Origin of the sequence: Pseudomonas izuensis, from assembly GCF_002356535.2 — a bacterium.
GTDB lineage: Bacteria > Pseudomonadota > Gammaproteobacteria > Pseudomonadales > Pseudomonadaceae > Aquipseudomonas > Aquipseudomonas izuensis.
Genome location: NZ_AP017423.2, coordinates 5,335,674 through 5,354,608 on the forward strand (window position 1 = coordinate 5,335,674; position 18,935 = coordinate 5,354,608).

At 56.3% G+C, this 18,935-nt stretch carries 16 protein-coding genes; 6 read left to right on the forward strand and 10 right to left on the reverse strand.

Going from position 1 to position 18,935, the window contains the following annotated elements:
* Window positions 1–299 precede the first annotated feature (299 nt).
* The 7 genes from argR to acs form a co-directional block, all read right to left on the reverse strand.
* The gene (argR, locus tag LAB08_RS23715; RefSeq protein ID WP_096509439.1) at window positions 300–1,280 is read right to left on the reverse strand and encodes a transcriptional regulator ArgR; all 981 of its coding nucleotides are present in this window, start codon (window positions 1,278–1,280) and stop codon (window positions 300–302) included.
* 249 nt (window positions 1,281–1,529) lie between these two features.
* On the reverse strand, window positions 1,530–2,294 hold the full coding sequence (locus LAB08_RS23720) for an ABC transporter ATP-binding protein (RefSeq protein WP_007971015.1): 765 nt from the start codon (window positions 2,292–2,294) through the stop codon (window positions 1,530–1,532).
* A 28-nt stretch (window positions 2,295–2,322) separates the two neighbouring features.
* A complete protein-coding gene (locus LAB08_RS23725) occupies window positions 2,323–3,435 on the reverse strand; it encodes a M14 family metallopeptidase (protein ID WP_096509438.1) in 1,113 nt (370 codons plus the stop codon).
* A gap of 1 nt (window position 3,436) precedes the next feature.
* Window positions 3,437–4,135, reverse strand: a complete 699-nt coding sequence (locus tag LAB08_RS23730; protein ID WP_096509437.1) for an ABC transporter permease — start codon at window positions 4,133–4,135, stop codon at window positions 3,437–3,439.
* Window positions 4,132–4,821: an ABC transporter permease gene (locus LAB08_RS23735; RefSeq protein WP_047532379.1), complete on the reverse strand. Its 690-nt coding sequence runs from the start codon at window positions 4,819–4,821 to the stop codon at window positions 4,132–4,134. The genes LAB08_RS23730 and LAB08_RS23735 overlap by 4 nt, the downstream gene beginning before the upstream one ends.
* Before the next feature lie 91 nt (window positions 4,822–4,912).
* Window positions 4,913–5,692, reverse strand: a complete 780-nt coding sequence (locus LAB08_RS23740; protein ID WP_096509436.1) for an ABC transporter substrate-binding protein — start codon at window positions 5,690–5,692, stop codon at window positions 4,913–4,915.
* Between the two features lie 697 nt (window positions 5,693–6,389).
* A complete protein-coding gene (gene acs, locus LAB08_RS23745; RefSeq protein WP_121104728.1) occupies window positions 6,390–8,345 on the reverse strand; it encodes an acetate--CoA ligase in 1,956 nt (651 codons plus the stop codon).
* Window positions 8,346–8,817: 472 nt separating this feature from the next.
* Here acs and LAB08_RS23750 point away from each other — a divergent pair, with 472 nt between their 5' ends.
* The 4 genes from LAB08_RS23750 (at window position 8,818) to LAB08_RS23765 (ending at window position 12,002) form a co-directional block, all read left to right on the forward strand.
* Entirely contained in the window at window positions 8,818–9,081 is a 264-nt protein-coding gene (locus LAB08_RS23750) for a DUF2790 domain-containing protein (RefSeq protein WP_096509435.1), read from the forward strand.
* 190 nt (window positions 9,082–9,271) lie between these two features.
* Window positions 9,272–9,547 (forward strand): hypothetical protein, encoded by a 276-nt coding sequence (locus tag LAB08_RS23755; protein WP_096509434.1) that lies wholly within the window; start codon window positions 9,272–9,274, stop codon window positions 9,545–9,547.
* A gap of 526 nt (window positions 9,548–10,073) precedes the next feature.
* The gene (locus tag LAB08_RS23760; RefSeq protein ID WP_020800276.1) at window positions 10,074–11,321 is read left to right on the forward strand and encodes a ribonucleotide-diphosphate reductase subunit beta; all 1,248 of its coding nucleotides are present in this window, start codon (window positions 10,074–10,076) and stop codon (window positions 11,319–11,321) included.
* Window positions 11,322–11,711: 390 nt separating this feature from the next.
* Window positions 11,712–12,002 carry a hypothetical protein gene (locus LAB08_RS23765; RefSeq protein ID WP_096509433.1) on the forward strand — a complete coding sequence of 97 codons (291 nt, stop codon included), beginning with the start codon at window positions 11,712–11,714 and terminating at the stop codon, window positions 12,000–12,002.
* Window positions 12,003–12,111: 109 nt separating this feature from the next.
* Here the strand turns inward: LAB08_RS23765 and LAB08_RS23770 are convergent, their stop codons facing one another.
* The 3 genes from LAB08_RS23770 to dcm all read right to left on the reverse strand — a co-directional run bounded on the left by LAB08_RS23770 (window position 12,112) and on the right by dcm (window position 15,631).
* Entirely contained in the window at window positions 12,112–13,440 is a 1,329-nt protein-coding gene (locus tag LAB08_RS23770; RefSeq protein WP_096509432.1) for a type II restriction endonuclease, read from the reverse strand.
* 219 nt (window positions 13,441–13,659) lie between these two features.
* Window positions 13,660–14,142, reverse strand: a complete 483-nt coding sequence (locus LAB08_RS23775) for a very short patch repair endonuclease (RefSeq protein ID WP_217910637.1) — start codon at window positions 14,140–14,142, stop codon at window positions 13,660–13,662.
* A gap of 58 nt (window positions 14,143–14,200) precedes the next feature.
* On the reverse strand, window positions 14,201–15,631 hold the full coding sequence (gene dcm / locus LAB08_RS23780) for a DNA (cytosine-5-)-methyltransferase (RefSeq protein WP_096509430.1): 1,431 nt from the start codon (window positions 15,629–15,631) through the stop codon (window positions 14,201–14,203).
* 606 nt (window positions 15,632–16,237) lie between these two features.
* Between dcm and LAB08_RS23785 the strand changes: the two genes are divergently transcribed.
* Both LAB08_RS23785 and LAB08_RS23790 read left to right on the forward strand, forming a co-directional pair.
* Window positions 16,238–16,744 (forward strand): BRO-N domain-containing protein, encoded by a 507-nt coding sequence (locus tag LAB08_RS23785; RefSeq protein ID WP_096509429.1) that lies wholly within the window; start codon window positions 16,238–16,240, stop codon window positions 16,742–16,744.
* 456 nt (window positions 16,745–17,200) lie between these two features.
* Window positions 17,201–18,376 (forward strand): colicin E3/pyocin S6 family cytotoxin, encoded by a 1,176-nt coding sequence (locus LAB08_RS23790; RefSeq protein ID WP_096509428.1) that lies wholly within the window; start codon window positions 17,201–17,203, stop codon window positions 18,374–18,376.
* The last annotated feature ends 559 nt before the right edge of the window (window positions 18,377–18,935 follow it).

Sequence of the window (18,935 nt, forward strand, 5' to 3'; positions counted from 1 at the left end):
CGCCTGAAACTGGCGAGCGATGGGGGGATTGTAAGGACAGTTTTCAGCCCGGCCTTGCCGCCAAGCGACAACTTCTTATAGCGCAAACCCCGGATTTTCCCGGGTTTACGGCAATGCGACATATAGGGTCGCAAAGGCGCAGTTTAACTGGACCAGACAGTTAACGGCAGGCTTGGCAGGATTTGATTTACCGAGGCATCGCGAGATGCCGACAACGGCCGGACATCTATAAAGAAGGATGAGCGAAGGCTTTAACAGGTCATCCATGGCAATAGCGCCATGGACTGATCAGGCAGAAATCAGCCGCGCTCGGAAGGCACGGAGGACAACTCGAACGGGCTGCTGCTGCGTCGCTGGTTGCGATCTTCCCGCGGCGTGGCGCCGAAGAAGTTTCGGTAGGCGCTGGAGAAATGCGGCCCCGAGGAGAAGCCGCACGACAAGCCGATCTGAATGATCGACTTGCTGGTTTGCATCAACATCTGCCGGGCCTTGTTCAGGCGCAGCTCCAGGTAGTACTGGCTCGGCACACGGTTGAGGTATTGCTTGAAGATCCGCTCCAGCTGTCGACGGGACACGCACACGTGCTGGGCGATTTCGTCGGTGGTCAGCGGCTCTTCGATGTTGGCTTCCATCAGCAGCACCGCCTGGGTGAGCTTTGGATGGCTGGAGCCGAGGCGATTCTGCAACGGAATACGCTGACGCTCACCGCCTTCGCGGATGCGCTCGACCACCAACTCTTCCGACACCGCACCGGCCAGTTCCGCACCGTGATCGCGAGCCAGCACCGCCAGCAGCAAGTCGAGCACCGACATGCCACCGCAGGCGGTCAGGCGATCGCGATCCCAGTCGAACAGATGGCTGGTGGCGATGACTTTCGGGAAACGTTCAGCGAAATCGTCCTGCCAGCGCCAATGCACGGCAGCACGATAACCATCAAGCAAACCGAGTTGCGCCAACGGATAGACACCGGCGGACAGACCACCGATCACACACCCCGAACGCACCAGTTGTTTCAGCGCACTGCTGAGTGCCGGCGCCAGGGTGGTCGGTGGCTCGTCGGCGAGCAGGAACAGCTTCTGGAAATTTTCGAGCTTGCCAGTCCAGGCTTCGCCGGGCAATTGCCAGGCGTTTTCGGCCGGAGGTTCGGCCTGCAGGAATGACAGTTCGTAGACCACGTCCGGATGCACACGCTGGGCAACACGCAAGGCCTCCTCAGCCAGCGCAAGCGTCAGTGCTTTAGTGCTGGGCCAAATCAGGAAACCAATTCGATGGGCAGTCATGGGTGGGCGATCCGAAGCGAAGAACAGTGATGAAGGCATGGGCCAATGCTAGCCCGTAAGTGGACGCAAATCTCGAAACCAACACAGATCAACTGTAGGAGCGAGCCTGCTCGCGAAAGCGGTGGATCAGTCGACATCTACGCTGGATGTCACACCGCATTCGCGAGCAGGCTCGCTCCTACAAGGGATCAGGAGCCAGCCTCTGATTTGCGAAGCATGCACGATCCTGGTGCACAACGGCAGTCTTGATTACTTCAGGCTGCCCGAGAGGAATTGCTGCAAACGTTCCGATTGTGGGTTCACCAGCACTTCACGCGGGTTGCCGCTTTCTTCGACGACACCTTTGTGCAGGAACACCAGCTGGTTCGACACTTCACGGGCGAAGCCCATTTCGTGGGTCACCACCACCATGGTCCGGCCTTCCTGGGCCAGGGCCTGCATCACCTTGAGAACATCGCCGACCAGCTCCGGGTCGAGGGCCGAGGTCGGTTCGTCGAACAGCATCACTTCGGGTTCCATCGCCAGCGCACGGGCAATCGCCACGCGCTGTTGCTCGCCGCCGGACATATGGCCCGGGTAGGCATCCTTGCGATGAGCGACACCCACCTTGTTCAGGTAATGCTCGGCCTTTTCACGGGCCTCGGCCTTGGAAACGCCCAGCACATGAACTGGCGCTTCCATGATGTTTTCCAGCGCAGTCATGTGCGACCACAGGTTGAAATGCTGGAACACCATCGACAGGCGCGAACGCATGCGTTGCAGCTGTTTCGGGTCGGCGGCCTTCAGCGCGCCGTCCTTGTTCGCCACCAGCTTCAGCTCTTCATTGTTGAGCAGGATCTTGCCCGCGTGCGGCTGCTCCAACAGATTGATGCAGCGCAGGAAGGTACTTTTGCCGGAGCCACTGGAGCCGATGATGCTGATCACATCGCCAGCCGCCGCTTTCAGGGACACGCCCTTGAGCACTTCGTGACTGCCATAGCGTTTATGCAGGTCTTGGACTTCAAGTTTGTACATGCGGTCGGTTCTCACAAAAAGCAGTCAGTCAGTCGTTGAGCAAGCGCCCGTGACGCAGCGCTTCGCGCCCCGCCACCTTGGCCAGCCAGAAACCGGGTTGGGCATAACGCAGCCGTTCAATGGCAAACAGCACCCCGGACGTACCAGCACACACCGTGCTGACCCGATCCGCCAGCGGATCGATCACCTCAAAAATCTCGTCGCCGGCTTCAATCCACTCGCCGGGTTTACGCAGAAAACTCACCACGCCCGGATGCGGCGCGAACAGCAATTCAGTGCCTTCGAACGGCAGGCCTTCGCAAGCGTCCTGTGCAGGTGCAGGCCAGTCGCCGCTGATCAGGCCCTGCTCGGCGAGGAACGCCAGAATGCCCTCGGCGTGCGCCTCGGTCTCGAGGCGACCGGTGTCGGCCTGGCCACCCAGCTCAATGGTAGTCGCCAGGCACGCCAGCGGAATCTGCGCGTCCGGGAACAAACGGGACAACCGCAACCACGGCAGCGAACAGGCTTCATCGAAGGAGCTGCCGCCGGAGTCTTCCGCCAGCAGGCCGACCCGCACATTCAGGTGCGCGGCCAACGAACGCCACTGCGGCCAGTGCTGCGGCAAGGCGTACATGTGCAGCGCCGCCTCGCAATCGCAATGCAGGTCCAGCACCACATCGGCGGTGCAGGCATGGCTGAGCAGCACACGCTGCATGCCTTGCAACTGGCTGCTCGCCTCTGGCAAGGCAGCCAGATGGTCACTCATGGCCTGGCGGATCAAACGGATGTTGGCGTGCGGGTCATCGCCCAGATGCCCATCGAGCGCCGCCGCCACAGGCGCGCTGAGCTCGACGAAATCCCGGTTGAAGTTCTTGCCGCTGCCGGCCTCGAACCGCCCCTGATGGTTGCCCTGCAACAGTTGACCGAGGCCCAGTGGATTGGCCACCGGCACCAGTTCGATCACGCCATTGAGCAAGCCTTGGGCTTCGAGTTCGGCCAGGCGCTTCTTCAGCGCCCAGGCCGTGCGCATGCCCGGCAGTTCATCGGCATGCAGGCTGGCCTGGATGTAGGCCTTGCGCTCGCCACTGCCGAAGCGGAACACCGAAACCTGGCGCTCGCTACCAAGGTGGCTCCACGGCAATGCATGATCAATGCGTTCCATATCAGTGCTTCCGCGGGGCCAGGTAGCCCAGCCAGCGGCGCTCGGCCAGTTTGAACAGCTTCACCAGAATGAAGGTCAGGCACAGGTAGAACACGCCGGCGGTGATGTAGGCCTCGAACGGCAGGTAGAACTGGGCGTTGACCGTGCGCGCGGCACCGGTGATGTCGATCAGGGTCACGATGGACGCCAGACTGGTGGTCTGCAGCATCATGATCACTTCGTTGCTGTATTGCGGCAGCGCACGACGCAGAGCCGACGGCAACAGGATGCGCTTGTACATCTTGACCCGCGACATGCCCATGGCCTTGGCCGCTTCGATCTCGCCGTTCGGCGTGGCCCGCAGGCTACCGGCGATGATTTCGGCAGTGTAGGCGCTGGTGTTGATGGCGAATGCCAGGCACGCACAGAAGGTCGCGCTGGACAGCCACGGCCAGAGGAAGCTGTCGCGAACGGTTTCGAATTGCGCCAGACCGTAGTAGATCAGGAACAACTGCACCAGCATCGGCGTGCCGCGGATCACGTAGGTGTAGAGCCATGCGGTCATGTTGACCGCCGCGTTTTTCGACACGCGCATCAGGCCCAGCGGCAAGGCACACAGCAGGCCGAAGAACAGCGACAGCGCGAGCAGTTTGAGGGTGGTCACCAGGCCGCCGAAGTACAGCGGCAAGGCCTCCCAAATGACGTTGTAGTCGAAGATCATAGATCAGCCGCCCTTACGCCTACCGAGTAGCGCTTCTCAAGGTGACGCAATGCCAGCAACGAGACACTGGTGATCACCAGGTACATCGCCGCCACTGCGAGGAAGAAGGTGAAAGGTTCGCGGGTGGCATCGGCCGCCTGCTTGGCCTTGAACATCATGTCTTGCAGACCCACCACCGAAATCAGCGCGGTGGCCTTGGTCAGTACCAGCCAGTTGTTGGTGAAACCCGGAATCGCCAGGCGAATCATCTGCGGTACCAGCACCCGGAAGAACACCTGGAAACTGCTCATGCCGTAAGCCATGCCGGCTTCGGCCTGACCTTTGGGGATCGCCATGAAGGCGCCACGGAAGGTTTCCGACAGGTACGCACCGAAGATGAAGCCCAGGGTGCCGATACCGGCAGCCAGCGGGTTCAAGTCGATGTACTCGTCAAAACCGAGCAGCGGTGCGACGCGGTTGAGCAGGTCCTGGCCGCCGTAGAAAATCAGCAGGATCAACACCAGGTCGGGAATACCGCGGATCACCGTGGAGTACAGATCGCCCAGCCAGGCCAGCCAGCGCACCGGCGACAGGCGCAGTGCCACGCCGATCAGGCCCAGAACAATGGCCAGGGCCATGGACGACAAGGCGAGCTGAAGCGTCAGCCAAGCGCCATCGAGGATGACAGCCCCGTAGCCTTTCAACATGATTCAGGTCCTCGAAAGTTGGGATGAAAAAATGGCGCAAACCTCAGAGATCCTGTTGCTTGCGCCATTTAGGACTTGTCGCCGGGACGTGTTACTTGCCGTAGATATCGAAGGCGAAGTACTTGTCCTGGATTTGCTTGTACTTGCCGTTTTCGCGGATGGCCGCGATGGCAGTGTTGAGCTTGTCCAGCTCAGCCTTGTCGCCCTTGCGCACGGCAATGCCGACGCCGTCGCCGAAGTATTTGACGTCGGTGAACGCAGGACCGACGAAGGCGAAGCCTTTACCGGCGTCGGTTTTCAGGAAACCGTCATCCAGCAGCGTAGCGTCTGCCACGGTGCCGTCGAGGCGGCCAGCGGCCACATCCAGATAAATTTCGTTCTGCGAGCCGTACGGCTTGATCTCGGCACCCAACGGGGCCAGGACTTCACGGGCGAAACGCTCGTGGATCGAACCACGTTGCACGCCGATGTTCTTGCCCTTGAGCTCGGTCAGGTTGTCGCTGACCTGAGTGCCGGCCTTCATGACCAGGCGCGCCGGAGTGTTGTAGTACTTGTTGGTGAAGTCCACGGACTTCTTGCGATCTTCAGTGATCGACATGGACGACAGGATCGCGTCGATCTTACGCACCTTGAGCGCCGGGATCAGACCGTCGAACTCTTGCTCGACCCACACGCACTTGACCTTCATCTCTTCGCACAGGGCGTTGCCGATGTCGTAGTCGAAACCCACGATGCTGCCGTCCGGTGCTTTGGATGCGAACGGAGGGTAAGCCGCTTCAATACCGATTTTCAGAGGTTTTTCATCGGCGAAGGTTGGCAGGGACAGCACGGTGGACAGTGCCAGGGCGCCAAGCAGCACGAGTTTCTTCATCTTGGGACTCCATCGGAAAAGGGCTAAAACGGCAGAGTGAGCGACAGCCCAATATGCGAATGAGTGGAACCGGAAAGCGTTGCTGCGTCCTGCATTGCGTGTGCGAATTTTCAACACGGGCAACGACGAGCGAATGATCGGCATTCTAACGACAGGCCCGAAGCCGATATTTCTTCAATGCGACAACTAGTTACAGAAGCACCGAGAAAGCCGTTTAGGCACGTTGACAGCCTTGCAAAATCATGCAAGAGCAAAAGATGGTAAACCGATCTATGTTGCAAATTGCGGGCCTATTATTGGCAAACCCTTCTAATCCGGCAAGCGTAGCGTGGGGAGTTATTTTTTGAGCGTGCGAAATGCACCATTGCTGGCCGACGGCGTTTCGCAATGCCCCGACTCTGCGCGAGCGGTTACACATTCAGTTACTTGAAAGCAGATGGGTAACAGTGGGAAAGCGCCTACAGAGGAAGCCGATAATTATTGGCTGATGTTTATGCGGTATCTGTCAGGCCGTCATCGCGGGCAAGCCTTGCTCCCACGGAATCGGCGTCGTGCCCAAGATCGGCGAACAACACAAAACCTGTGGGAGCAAGGCTTGCCCGCGATGAGGCCAGAACTGCCAACACAAAAACCTCAGGCAACAAAAAGCCCCACCCGACTCAACATCGGGTAGGGCTTCGATGACGCCAAACGCTACTTACGCAACATTCATCGTCTTGTGCGTATCAATCAAATGCTGCACCACCCCCGGGTCCGCCAGGGTGGAAATATCGCCCAACCCGTCATATTCAGCGGTAGCAATCTTGCGCAGAATCCGCCGCATGATCTTGCCCGAACGGGTTTTCGGCAAGCCCGGCGCCCACTGGATCACGTCCGGCGAAGCAATCGGGCCGATCTCCTTACGCACCCAGTTCTTCAGCTCCAGGCGCAACTGCTCGCTGGTTTCTTCGCCGGCGATCAGGGTGACGTAGACATAGATGCCCTGGCCCTTGATGTCGTGCGGCACACCGACCACCGCCGCTTCCGCGACTTTCGGGTGCGCGACCATGGCGCTTTCGATCTCGGCGGTGCCCATGCGGTGGCCGGAGACGTTGAGCACGTCGTCCACGCGACCGGTGATCCAGTAGTACCCATCGGCATCGCGACGGGCGCCGTCACCGGTGAAGTACATGCCGCGGAAGGTCTTGAAGTAGGTGTCGACGAAACGGTCGTGATCGCCGTACAGCGTGCGCGCCTGGCCTGGCCACGAATCGAGAATCACCAGGTTGCCCTCGGCCTCGCCTTCGATGATGTTGCCCAGGTTGTCCACCAGGGCCGGCACCACGCCGAAGAACGGACGCGCCGCCGAACCTGGTTTCATGGCATGGGCGCCCGGCAGCGGGCTCATCATGTTGCCGCCGGTTTCGGTCTGCCACCAGGTGTCGACGATCGGGCAACGGGACTGGCCGACGTTCTTGTAGTACCAGTCCCAGGCTTCCGGGTTGATCGGCTCGCCCACCGAACCGAGCAGGCGCAGGCTGCTGCCATCGGCGCCTTCCACCGCCGCCGTGCCCGAGGCCATCATGGCGCGGATCGCCGTCGGTGCGGTGTAGAGGATGTTGACCTTGTGCTTGTCGACGATCTTCGCCACCCGGGTGATGTCCGGGTAGTTCGGCACGCCTTCGAACAGCAGCGTGGTCGCGCCGTTGGCCAGCGGGCCGTAGACGATGTAACTGTGGCCGGTGACCCAGCCGACGTCGGCGGTGCACCAGTAGATTTCGCCCGGACGGTAGTCGAATACACGTTCGTGGGTCATCGCCGCGTACAGCAAGTAGCCGCCGGTGGTGTGCTGCACGCCCTTCGGCTTGCCGGTGGAACCGGAGGTGTAGAGGATGAACAGCGCTTCTTCGGCGCCCATCTCTTTCGGCGCGCACACGGTGCCGGCCACTTTCATCAGGTCTTCGTACCAGATGTCGCGGTGCTGGTTCCACTTGATGTCGCCACCGGTGCGCTGGCAGACGATGACTTTCTGGATGCTGCTGGTTTCCGGGTTGGTCAGCGCGTCGTCGACGTTGGCCTTGAGCGGGATCTTCTTGCCGGCACGGATGCCTTCGTCGGCGGTGATCACCACTTTCGAGCGGCAGTCGATGATGCGACCGGCCAGCGCTTCCGGCGAGAAGCCGCCGAACACCACCGAGTGAATCGCGCCGATCCGGGTGCAGGCCAGCATGGCGACCACGGCTTCGGGGATCATCGGCATATAGATCGTCACCACGTCGCCGCGGTGCACGTCCTGGCCGCGCAGGGCGTTGGCGAACTTGCAGACTTGTTCATGCAGTTCGCGGTAGGTGATGTTTCGGCTTTCGGCAGGGTCATCGCCCTCCCAAATGATCGCGACCTGGTCGCCGCGCTCGGCCAGATGCCGGTCGAGGCAGTTGTAGGAAACGTTCAGGGTGCCGTCGGCGAACCACTTGATGTCGACATGGTGATCGTCGAAGGAGGTCTGCTTGACCGTGGTGAAAGGCTTGATCCAGTCGAGGCGCTTGGCTTGCTCGCGCCAGAAACCGTCCGGGTTGACGACCGACTGCTGGTACATGGCCTTGTAGGTCGCCTCGTCAGTCAGCGTATTGGCCAGGACCTCGGGACGAACGGGATACAGGGAAGCCGCACTCATCTTTCTTACCTCGGTGGAATTAGTTGTTTTTGTATGGCCCCCGTTTTAGCCGGGCCGGGCCTATAGAACCATTCGACGATGGTAGTAACAAGCCCATACAAATTGTCATGAATAGCTCTAAACCGCCCACCGCCCCTGGTAGGAGCGAGCCCTGCTCGCGATGGTCGTCAACAATAACGCGCCCAGCCTTACACCCCGCGAAGATCTCAGGTTCATCGCGAGCAAGCTCGCTCCCGCAGAGAAATAGAGGTTATTCGGGGATTGTTACAGGATCTGTCAAAGGTGTTTATCAAAACCACGTCTATATGAACGTATCCGCCACCCCTAAAATCTGCCACGCCAACCCGGCAACCTGAGTTAACCCAGTTACAGCCCCCACGAAGGCAGTTAACCCAAACCAAGTAGTTCAGCTCCACACGCAACCCCAAAAAGGTTGCGTGAACCCACTCGACCTTAGAAAGGTAAAACTCAAATGAAAGCTTTATTGGTTCTGGCCCTCAGCAGCGTGTGCGTAAGTGCCATGGCAAGCGAGGTCCCGACTGATGTCGCGCAGCAACAACCGCCCATTGAGGAATACACTTACTCGATGAACCTGGACATCGCCAAAGTGATCTCCATGAGCGAAGCCCCGAATGTTTGTGAAGTTGTGCCAATGAAAATGGAATACGAAGATTCCAACGGTCAACGGCATATCCTGCGTTACAGCGCGATGGGCAACGGTTGCTCTAACGGCTGATCCCCTGCTTCACCCCTCCCCCGAATAGGTTCGACCCACCCGCCGCGATCAGGCAGATGAAGCGCCGAACCTTAACAATCGAATATTTCGATTATTTTAAGCATTTATTTGCGCTTTTTAATCGAAATAGTCGGCGTAGTATCAGTCTCAACCCACGACAAACAACGCCCTCGAAACTGGAGCAAAGACCATGAAAACCCAACTGATCCTCGCCCTGACCCTCTCCGTCCTGGCTGCCAACACCTTCGCTGCCGATGGTTACGACCGCACCGGCTCGGCCGCCTACACCAGCGAAGCGGCTGTCGCTTCCGACGGTTACGACCACACCGGTTCAGCGTCCTTCGCAGCCGATGGCGCAGACCACGTTGGCGCAGGCAAACTTGCTGCCGACGGCTCTGATCACACTGGCGCCGCCCGCCTCGCCGCCGATGGTGCCGACCACGTTGGCGCCGCTCGCCTGAGCTGAGCCGCCAGCGCGACTTCATGGCCCGACTTCGGTCGGGCTTAGTTGTGTCTGGAGCCTGAGAAACCCCCACAGAAACACAAGATGTAGTGAAAAAAGCCTTTTTTGGTTATTTCTTGAGCAAAAATAATCCACGGCAAAAAATCAGGAAAAAAAATCTTTCCCCGCCAACATCGTTCAAAGCCCTGTAAACCCTCGCTCTGGCCGAACAACGGTCGCCGTCGACCGATCCGCAAGCCATTTCGTCGCACCACAGCACGCAAAACTTCCCTATAATGCGGCCGTAAACGGGCCTGCAATATTCCCTTACAGGGATGAAAAGCCAGTCTGAAGCCCCGCACAAGCAATCAACGCTTGCTGCGCCCATCAGTGGCTCTCGGAACCCCGTACAAAATTCTGTTTGATGCCTGCGTATAGCTGCTGCAAAAAACGATTCCTTTAGATCCAACGCGGCCAGTAAGGCCGTGTGAAAAACCGACCTATTCATTTTCACACGGGCAACTGGCCCTCACGCAGGAGACGACACGTCATGCTGAGCTGGGACGAATTCGACAAAGAAGACACGGAAGTAGTGGCCAAGAGCGCCAACGCCGGCCACGCCACCGAAGCCAATATGGACCGTCTCGACAGCGCCGGCGGTGCCGCAGCCCTGGAAGCTCGCGCCGTGACCGCCTCTGACTCCGCTGCCGTGGCCCGCGCCAAAGCTGCCCTGGATTCCCTCGACGTCGCCGAAGGCCTCGCCGAACTCGAAGGCGCCTCCGCCCGTGTCGCCGTTGACGAAAAGCGCATGATCAACTGCCGCGCCGACCTCAACCAACTCGTGCCCTTCAAGTACGACTGGGCCTGGCAGAAATACCTGGACGGCTGCGCAAACCACTGGATGCCGCAAGAAGTCAACATGACCGCCGACATCGCCCTCTGGAAAAACCCGGAAGGCCTGACCGACGACGAGCGCCGCATCGTCATGCGCAACCTCGGCTTCTTCTCCACCGCCGACTCCCTGGTTGCCAACAACCTGGTCCTGGCCGTGTACCGCCTGATCACCAACCCGGAATGCCGCCAGTACATCCTGCGCCAGGCTTTCGAAGAAGCGATCCACACCCACGCCTACCAGTACTGCATCGAATCGCTGGCCATGGATGAAGGCGAAATCTTCAACATGTACCACGAGATCCCATCGGTCGCGAAAAAAGCCACCTGGGGCCTGAAATACACCCGCTCGATCTCCGATCCGAAGTTCGAAACCGGCACCGTCGAAACCGACAAAGAACTGCTGCGCAACCTGATCGCCTACTACTGCGTTCTGGAAGGCATCTTCTTCTACTGCGGCTTCACCCAAATCCTCTCCATGGGCCGCCGCAACAAAATGACCGGCGTCGCCGAGCAGTTCCAATACATCCTGCGCGACGAATCCATGCACCTGAACTTCGGCATCGACGTGATCAACCAGATCAAAATCGAAAACCCGCACTTGTGGGATGCTGAAATGAAGGAAGAAGCCTCGCAGATGATTCTGCAGGGCACTCAACTGGAGATCGAATACGCTCGCGACACCATGCCTCGCGGTGTGTTGGGCATGAATGCGGCGATGATGGAGGACTACCTCAAGTTCATCGCTAACCGTCGTCTGTCGCAGATTGGGTTGAAGGAAGAGTATCCGGGGACGACTAACCCGTTCCCTTGGATGAGCGAGATTATGGACTTGAAGAAGGAGAAGAACTTCTTTGAGACGCGGGTTATTGAGTATCAGACTGGTGGGGCGTTGAGCTGGGATTGATTTCCACCCCCCCTGCTGCTCTTTCGGGGGCAGCAGGAAAAAAATTTGCAGTAACCAAAAACAAGAAACCCGCAGTAATCGCGCCAACGATTACTGCGGGTCTTGACCGCACCGTTGAACCGAAGCCCGAGGGTGCGGGCCGTGACTGAGAAGTCTCGAATCACGATGCATTGGGAAATGCGCGACGTGATTATAGACACCTTTCGGACGGTTACAACGGCCTCGCGTCGGAGATTTCGTTTTATGAACGAAGGTCCAGTGGCGCCGCCAGGATACAGAGTCATTTTCTGTATGAGCTTTAAGCACTGGCGTAGTGGTAAGGACGTATTTCGTAAGGACGGCGGGACGGGTGACTGTCCCGTTCCCATTATCACGTCGTGAGTAACATCTATGAGACAGATCATTATTGATGCAATTAATAACCTTCAAGTTCTGAAGTTCACCTACAGCGGTATTGATCGCGTAGTTGAACCACATGCAATTGACATTTCTCGCACGGGAAAAATATTGCTACGGTGCTTTCAGACTCTAGGAGGTCATGTCACGCCAGGTCATGAGTGGGATCTTTGTGAACTGAGTAAAATTTCCAACCTCAGTTTCTCGGGTGATTGCTTTCAGGCACCACGGCCAGGTTATCGAAAAGGCGATGGCCATATGATCCGCATTTTTGCGCAACTTTGACCTCAAGTAGGGATAGCCGCAGACTACGCGGCTATTTTTTCATTAACAGCCAAAATTCATCCTTAGGAAGTGCACCATCCCCCTAAGCACCTCATCAACTAGTCAGGGACTACACTGGAAGGATTAATGAAGGGCGCTTCATTTTCACCTCATTATCGAAAAACTGCCTGAACGTGATGACGTTATCGTAGCCATCGTAAGCCGACTCTTTAGCTTTCTTCAAAGACTCTGGCACAACCAGCGAAATCGAGTTCCTAGCCATCTCATCAATGGCCTCCCCCGACACTCGATCATCAACAGTAGCGAGAAAAATTTCTCCAAGCGGCTTCTCTAACGCCAACTGTTTCCATCGTTCGCGCAGGGTTGTCTTCAAGGAAACAATAACCGCATCTCCCTTTACATTGAGTTCCTTAACGTCAGGTAACACGAAATCCGGGCGCCGACCACCGAAGACAGCCTGCGCTTCGTGACGAATTCGACCATCCTTGAAAAGCCTCGCTACATGATGCTCAAACGAAAGCCCTGCTCTGCTCTTTCTGGTTTGCGCCGCGCTGAGGAATATCGAGTCGAGCTCAGAGAATGCCCGAACAAGATTGCTAACAGGATCACCTCCCCCGTGAAGTAGGATTCGGGCGACTTGAGCTGCACGAAAGCGAAGTTCTGCCTGCTTGTAGATGGAATATTCAATGTCCCTGCTGATAAGCATGACCGCATCACCAGGCCGGGACACGGTGAACGGATTCATGTCACAGAAGCCACTCCCATCGAGCCACTTGTCCTGAGCTTTTCCCGCCAGTGCATCCGGAGATGGAAGAGCCTGCTTCTTAATGAATTGCTCCAGGGTTCCATCCTTTAACGCCTGCGACAGCTCCGCAATAAGCTGATCGGTTTCGGAAGCAGGCTCAGCAAGCGAAGCAGGATCGAATAGCCCGTAGTGAAAATCGGAACCCAGCTCGAATGCGGTCTCGATAATTTCCGCCTCTTCGCTTACCGAATCGACGACGATGAACCAATAGGTGGAACCAAACCTCACCTGCTTGAGCTTTCCGATAACAAGCAGCGAGGCTGGGGAAAGTGCCTGGAATTGCTCCTTGGGTATCCCCGTGTGTTGCCACTCATACCTTGGCTTTGCTTTCTCTTTGTTGCCTGGATTGCGCATCGAAAAATATTTGATCGTCGATATCTTTATCTCGCCAGTGGCTGGCCAGAACGTTGGATATTCGACATCGTAAATGTGCGGTTTGTCCGGGTTGGAATTCTTCAGTTTTGGAAAAAAGTCAGACTCCGCAATAGGGCGAGGGATAAAAAAGCCGTTTTGGTGCCCATTCTTGGAACTATCTGCCCAAGATGTGTCATTGCGTGACAATTTCTTGATGAAGAGACTCTCACTCTGATTGATCAAAGTGGAAATATCATTCCATTCCGGATGGAAACCCATTGTTGTTCCTTATTTCTGATATTCAGGTGAGCCATCGCTGACTCGAAATGCTCAGCGACGTCCACCGCTTCGCGCATCCAGTAGGTTCTGGAGCGTTTCCAGGACACGGCCTTCAACTCTGGTGCGTTCACACCAGCGAAGTTTTCGTCGGAAATGCTTTCCCCGAAGTTTCGTTCAGATTTAGCGGACGGAGCTGCCACTGAACCACAATCACTACCTCTAGTGTGAGGACCTGCATCCTGGTTCCAACGCATCTTCGTCGATTTGGAAATATTCCGATCCATTTATCAGCCAGTTCGTTATCAGGTCAACAAGCAACGTTTTTTTTTCTTTTTTCATCGACCGTACAGCGCACTCCCACACGACAAGCACCCTCCAGCCCATTGCTTTTAGGGCGTCTTCCTGAAGGCTGTCACGAGTCTGATTTTTTCCGATTTTCTCTAACCAGAACTCAGGGCGAGTTTGGGGAATCTTGAAATACCTGCATGCATGACCATGCCAAAAACAGCCATGGATGAAAACAATTGCACGGTATTTTGGTAACACCAGATCAGGCGTACCGGGAAGGTCTTTGACATGCAACCGGAAGCGAAAACCCCGTGCGTGCAGGGCTTTGCGGATTAGAAGTTCAGGCTTGGAATTTTTACCCTGGATTCCAGCCATCATTCTAGAGCGTGTAGCTACATCCACCACATCAGTCAAAGAACCTCCATACCGGAGCGCTGGACGCTCCGGATCTAGGACCGACGCGGTTACCTCATCAGGCTGGAAGGGCGAACTCCAACTGAGGCTGCTCAGTGTCGGCCATTTTCTCTTTCGCTTTCAGGATACGGTCCTTCATCAATCGAGCCACCGCCTCGAAAACCGGTACGGCAACAGAGTTACCAAACTGACGATAAGCTTGTGTGTCAGAAACCGGAATGATGAATGCGCTCTCACCAGGCTTATCAAATCCCATCAATCGTGAACACTCATGGGGTGTCAATCGACGAGGTCGATTAATCTGGTTCAACTCGCTATTGAAATCCAGAGTGTCGACAAAGCCTCGGTCAACAAGGATTTCAGAGCCGTCCTTGTGATACCTGGCAGATAGCGTTCGCGCAATGTCATTAGGCCGTGTCAACCCAAAACCGAAGCCATTACCCTTCTCACGATGCTTCGCAGCATAGCGATACAGGTAATCCCAGAGTTTTGGCGTCAAGATGTATTTGCTGTCTACTTCTTTATCGAGCAAATCTCCAAACGTCGGTTTTTGCTTCGGAATGAGCTTGCTGATTTCACTCAGGGTGAAGCCTTGGTGAACATTCAAATCGCGGCGGAAGCCCACCAGCACAATCCGCTCACGGTGCTGGGGAAGGAAGTGTTTGGCATCGATAACTTTCGGATCTGTACCCTTCGAGGCATCTACGTCTGCTACCTCATACCCAAGCTCATCAAGCGCTTCGCAGATGATTCTGAATGTGTTGCCTTTGTCATGACTCTTGAGATTCTTCACATTCTCCAGCAGGAAAGCAGCTGGACGTTTAGCGGCAATGATCCGTGCCACATCAAAAAAGAGGGTGCCTTGGGTTTCGCACTCGAAGCCGTGCTTACGGCCTAGCGAGTTTTTCTTGGAGACACCAGCCAGCGAAAACGGCTGGCAAGGAAAGCCCGCAAGCAATACGTCATGATCCGGGATATTGCGATCAATGTGCAAATAGGCTTCGTCTTCACTTACCTCTGGTTTGTCGGACAGAGTTACCGAGCGGATATCCAGATTGAAGCTATGCCGGGCGGGATCACAGTAGTGATTCGCCTTATAGGTTTTAACCGCATATTTGTTCCACTCGGAAGTGAACAGGCACTCACCGCCAATTGCTTCAAATCCCTTTCGAATGCCTCCGATCCCAGCGAATAGATCGATGAATGTAAAAGAAGGCTTATGGTTTAACCGCTTAGGGAGTAGAGACTCCAGATGAGTGTACTCAGCGTGGGTCAGCTTCGGAAACGCTTTACCCTTCATCCAGCGGTTGACCGTTTCGCGACAGTGAGGCGAACCAATCTCACTGAGCTTTTCGGCTAGCTGGCCTTGGTCGTAGATCTCAAGCAGTTTGTGTAGAAGTGCCAAATCTTGAGCCGGATGTGGATCTTGGTGAAATGATTGCGAGCTCGTCTCGTCGGCTTGTGTAAATGCGGTTTCAAAAAGGTTCATGAGCCCTGCAATCCTCTGGGTCAAATCTGTGACGAATGATCACTATTCTATCCCTTGTGTGGCTGATGTAAATTTATCATTTCGCTAAATCACGAAATGTCAGCCGAATCACTGGAACGAAATCAAAAGCGATCTGGCATGCAAAATATACTGTACAAAAAAACAGTATATGGCGATTCGAGATTTTGTCCAGGCAGCTGCGACATTAGATAGGTGTTGAGGCAAGTAGGTCGGTACCGCCTACTCCACTCAGCCCATGTCTTGACCCTCCACCACATTCAACCTAACCTCCCGGCTCAGAGCCTAAGAAACTCTACAAACCAGAGCGGTCCTCCGCACCCGACAGTCATGCGGCTTTTTTTCGTCTGCGGTTTCTCTACGTCTGCGAAAAATTCCCGTTATGTCGGGAGTGGGCGAATACAAGACCCGAAAGGGGAATATGTCCGGCCCGTCTCTGGTGGGTTTCTTAGCTCCCGACACCCTTAACGAATGCCCTAAGAAAGCAGCCAGAGGTAAAGGAAATGCCTGACAATCCGACCTTCACGATGAAGGTGAATCGCCGTACCCTCAGATCCAACCACGCGCTTCCGCTCCAGGAGGCACGCCATGCCTGAATCGCTCAGACCTACCCTTTTCACCCGTCACAACGTCCACCTGCATGCTCTTCTTTTGGAGAACCAGGCGTGGTTCTGCGCACATGATCTAGGACGGCTGATGGGTAAACACCTTGATGAACGTATGACGCGCAAGCTCGATGCGGACCAGAGGCAAATGATGCTCATCGAAGTCTATGGCGCAGCCAAAAAGCGCTTGATGGTGAGCGAGTCAGGTGTGTATGCGTTGTTGATTTATCACTACTACCCTGAGAATCGATTGCTGCGGGAGTGGCTGACTCATCAGGTAGTGCCTGTGTTGCGTGATGCTCAGCCGTCGCGCAGGGAGCGCCCGACGTTGAGTGTGCTTGATTGGCCGAAGATGTCGCTCTGCATGCTGCATTGGCAGGATGAACCGTGGATTCGGTTGCGGGATATGCCGTGCATGTTGGCGGATGATCCTTTCAATCGGCATGAATCGTGGTGGCGGAAGGCATCACGAGTGATGCGTGGATACTGACTGCTCGCCCCAATAAAATCCGCTGCCTGAAATATCGGCAGCGGATTTTCTGTTTCTGAGTAAAAATAGCCAATTCGCGCGCGTCAGTTTGTTTGATGTTCCGCTTAGTGCGGTTTTTGGGGCTGGTTCGCAGCCCAACGGGAGCAAGCTCCCTCGCCACAAAGTGGGGGGCTTGCTTGGGGGCTGTGTTGTTCTTGGGAATAGCGAGCAAGCCCGCACCCACGGAATTTCTGAAGCTGATCGCCTGGCAGGCAGACCGAATTCGTTGAAGAACAGACAACACTCTCACGCCTGTAAGAGCGGCGGTTCATAGAAGCTCTGCGCTGCCGTCCTGACCATCAGCGACATTTCCCTGAGTCATTAGCGACCCGTCCTACAGCCACACTGTGTCCCATTCGTTAACGTCGCGCAGCCCCTATTCGGGGCTGTCGATGGACGAACACACAAGGACAATCAGTGGCTCGCAACAAGGACATTCCCCTAATTCGAAACCCGCCATCCGGTGACGGTCATCACGTCACCTACCGCCCTATGACAGCCCGCGAACTGACCGAGCGCGAGGCCCGGCAAAAAGACCACGAGGCCATGCTCGCCCGGCAAGACGAATACATGCGTAAGCGCCAGATCGTCGCAGTCGAACAAAAAACGGTTCAAGCGGGCTGCGTCTTCGCCAAATCCTGCAAGCTGCCGGACGCGGTCATCAACTACTCAAACCCTTCGGGCATGGTGCCCACCGATAGCCTTGAGGACTACGGTGAAATCGCCTGGCTCGGTGCTCGCGAGGCGGACGATGGCGGGCTGCTGAATCTGCAAACGATCAGCGGTTCGACCCTTTCGCTGGGTGTCGGGCGACTGGCACTGCGCGCTCCAGCCATGCAAGTCATGCCAGCCATCGGCGCTGCCGCAAGCGCCACGTTGGCCGGCCTGCTCGCCGTGTTCTGGACACCCAGCCTGGGCGATAGCGCCCTTTACTCCGAAGACCAACTGCGCGCCCTCAAACAGGCCCGCACTCGCGTACGCCTGCAAATCGAACAACAGGCTGATGGCAGTCTCAAGGGTTACGGCTTCTACACCGGCAAGAATCGCGACTGGGAGATGGTTGATGTCGTACAGATCGCCATGCGCGGCAGCCAATACATTGCCGACCTCGGTGACGGCATCGAACTGATCTGGACCCCAGCCGTGGACGGCACCGACATTCTCGGCATTCCCAAGCTGGAGGCCGCCCCGCAGGCACCGCATATATGGGTCTTTCCGCCGACGAAGCAGGCTGATGCCATTATCGTGAACCCGATTTACCCGCCTGAGTACAAGGATTTCATTCTTGTGTTTCCGGTGGGGACGGGGGTGAGGCCGGTTTATGTGGTTGTTAGTGTTTCTCACAAATACCACCCGAAACCGAACGTACTGCCCGCATTCCCAGGTGCAAAATGGGCTCCACCCAAAACACGTATGAAGGGTGGTGGTCTCCGCCCTCGCTGGAAGGATGGTTCCGGCACAATTTACGAATGGGACTTTCAGCATGGCGCAGTGGAGAAGTACAACAAGCGTGGGAAACACTTGGGTGAGTTTGACCATAACTCAGGAATTCAGACAAAACCTGCAGATCCGACACGGAGTATAGAACCTTGAAGCACACAGTAATGGGAGTACGCGATGGGGATGATTTCGCGTCATATGAAAAAACACTCCCAATTCTTAGCGGCGAGCTAGCTGCATTAATGGGCTGGAAAAGTGAAGAAGATTATGTGTACGACTACAAACTGACGAAAAAACAAATAAGCGAAATCGAGAAGATTTGCGCCATATCACTCCCACACAACCTAACTCTGTTTTTAACCTGTAGTGATAGTCGATAACTGAAATGATTCCGAGTGAGCGAGTTGAACAAAAACCTGTGGCGAGGGAGCTCGCTCCCGTTCGGCTGCGCAGCAGTCGCCAATCCGCGCGATGCGGTTTACCTGATGTACCGAGCTTGCTGGTTTTGGGGCCGCTTCGCAGCCCAGCGGGAGCAAGCTCCCTCGCCACAGGTGGGTGGTTGGCTTGATGGCTGTGGTGATTTTTGGAATCGCGAGCAGGCTCGCTCCCACAGGTTCAGTGGCTGGCCTTCGATTTGCGGTGTGTTGAAAACAGTGAGTGCAACCAGTCTCGGCTCCCGCTATTAATACCCCTCCCCCTCACGAATCCGAGC

Coding starts and splice junctions, on each gene's coding strand:
- argR (WP_096509439.1), bottom strand. CDS start 1,280: ATGACTGCCCATCGAATTGGTTTCCTGATTTGGCCCAGCACTAAAGCA.
- LAB08_RS23720 (WP_007971015.1), bottom strand. CDS start 2,294: ATGTACAAACTTGAAGTCCAAGACCTGCATAAACGCTATGGCAGTCAC.
- LAB08_RS23725 (WP_096509438.1), bottom strand. CDS start 3,435: ATGGAACGCATTGATCATGCATTGCCGTGGAGCCACCTTGGTAGCGAG.
- LAB08_RS23730 (WP_096509437.1), bottom strand. CDS start 4,135: ATGATCTTCGACTACAACGTCATTTGGGAGGCCTTGCCGCTGTACTTC.
- LAB08_RS23735 (WP_047532379.1), bottom strand. CDS start 4,821: ATGTTGAAAGGCTACGGGGCTGTCATCCTCGATGGCGCTTGGCTGACG.
- LAB08_RS23740 (WP_096509436.1), bottom strand. CDS start 5,692: ATGAAGAAACTCGTGCTGCTTGGCGCCCTGGCACTGTCCACCGTGCTG.
- acs (WP_121104728.1), bottom strand. CDS start 8,345: ATGAGTGCGGCTTCCCTGTATCCCGTTCGTCCCGAGGTCCTGGCCAAT.
- LAB08_RS23750 (WP_096509435.1), top strand. CDS start 8,818: ATGAAAGCTTTATTGGTTCTGGCCCTCAGCAGCGTGTGCGTAAGTGCC.
- LAB08_RS23755 (WP_096509434.1), top strand. CDS start 9,272: ATGAAAACCCAACTGATCCTCGCCCTGACCCTCTCCGTCCTGGCTGCC.
- LAB08_RS23760 (WP_020800276.1), top strand. CDS start 10,074: ATGCTGAGCTGGGACGAATTCGACAAAGAAGACACGGAAGTAGTGGCC.
- LAB08_RS23765 (WP_096509433.1), top strand. CDS start 11,712: ATGAGACAGATCATTATTGATGCAATTAATAACCTTCAAGTTCTGAAG.
- LAB08_RS23770 (WP_096509432.1), bottom strand. CDS start 13,440: ATGGGTTTCCATCCGGAATGGAATGATATTTCCACTTTGATCAATCAG.
- dcm (WP_096509430.1), bottom strand. CDS start 15,631: ATGAACCTTTTTGAAACCGCATTTACACAAGCCGACGAGACGAGCTCG.
- LAB08_RS23785 (WP_096509429.1), top strand. CDS start 16,238: ATGCCTGAATCGCTCAGACCTACCCTTTTCACCCGTCACAACGTCCAC.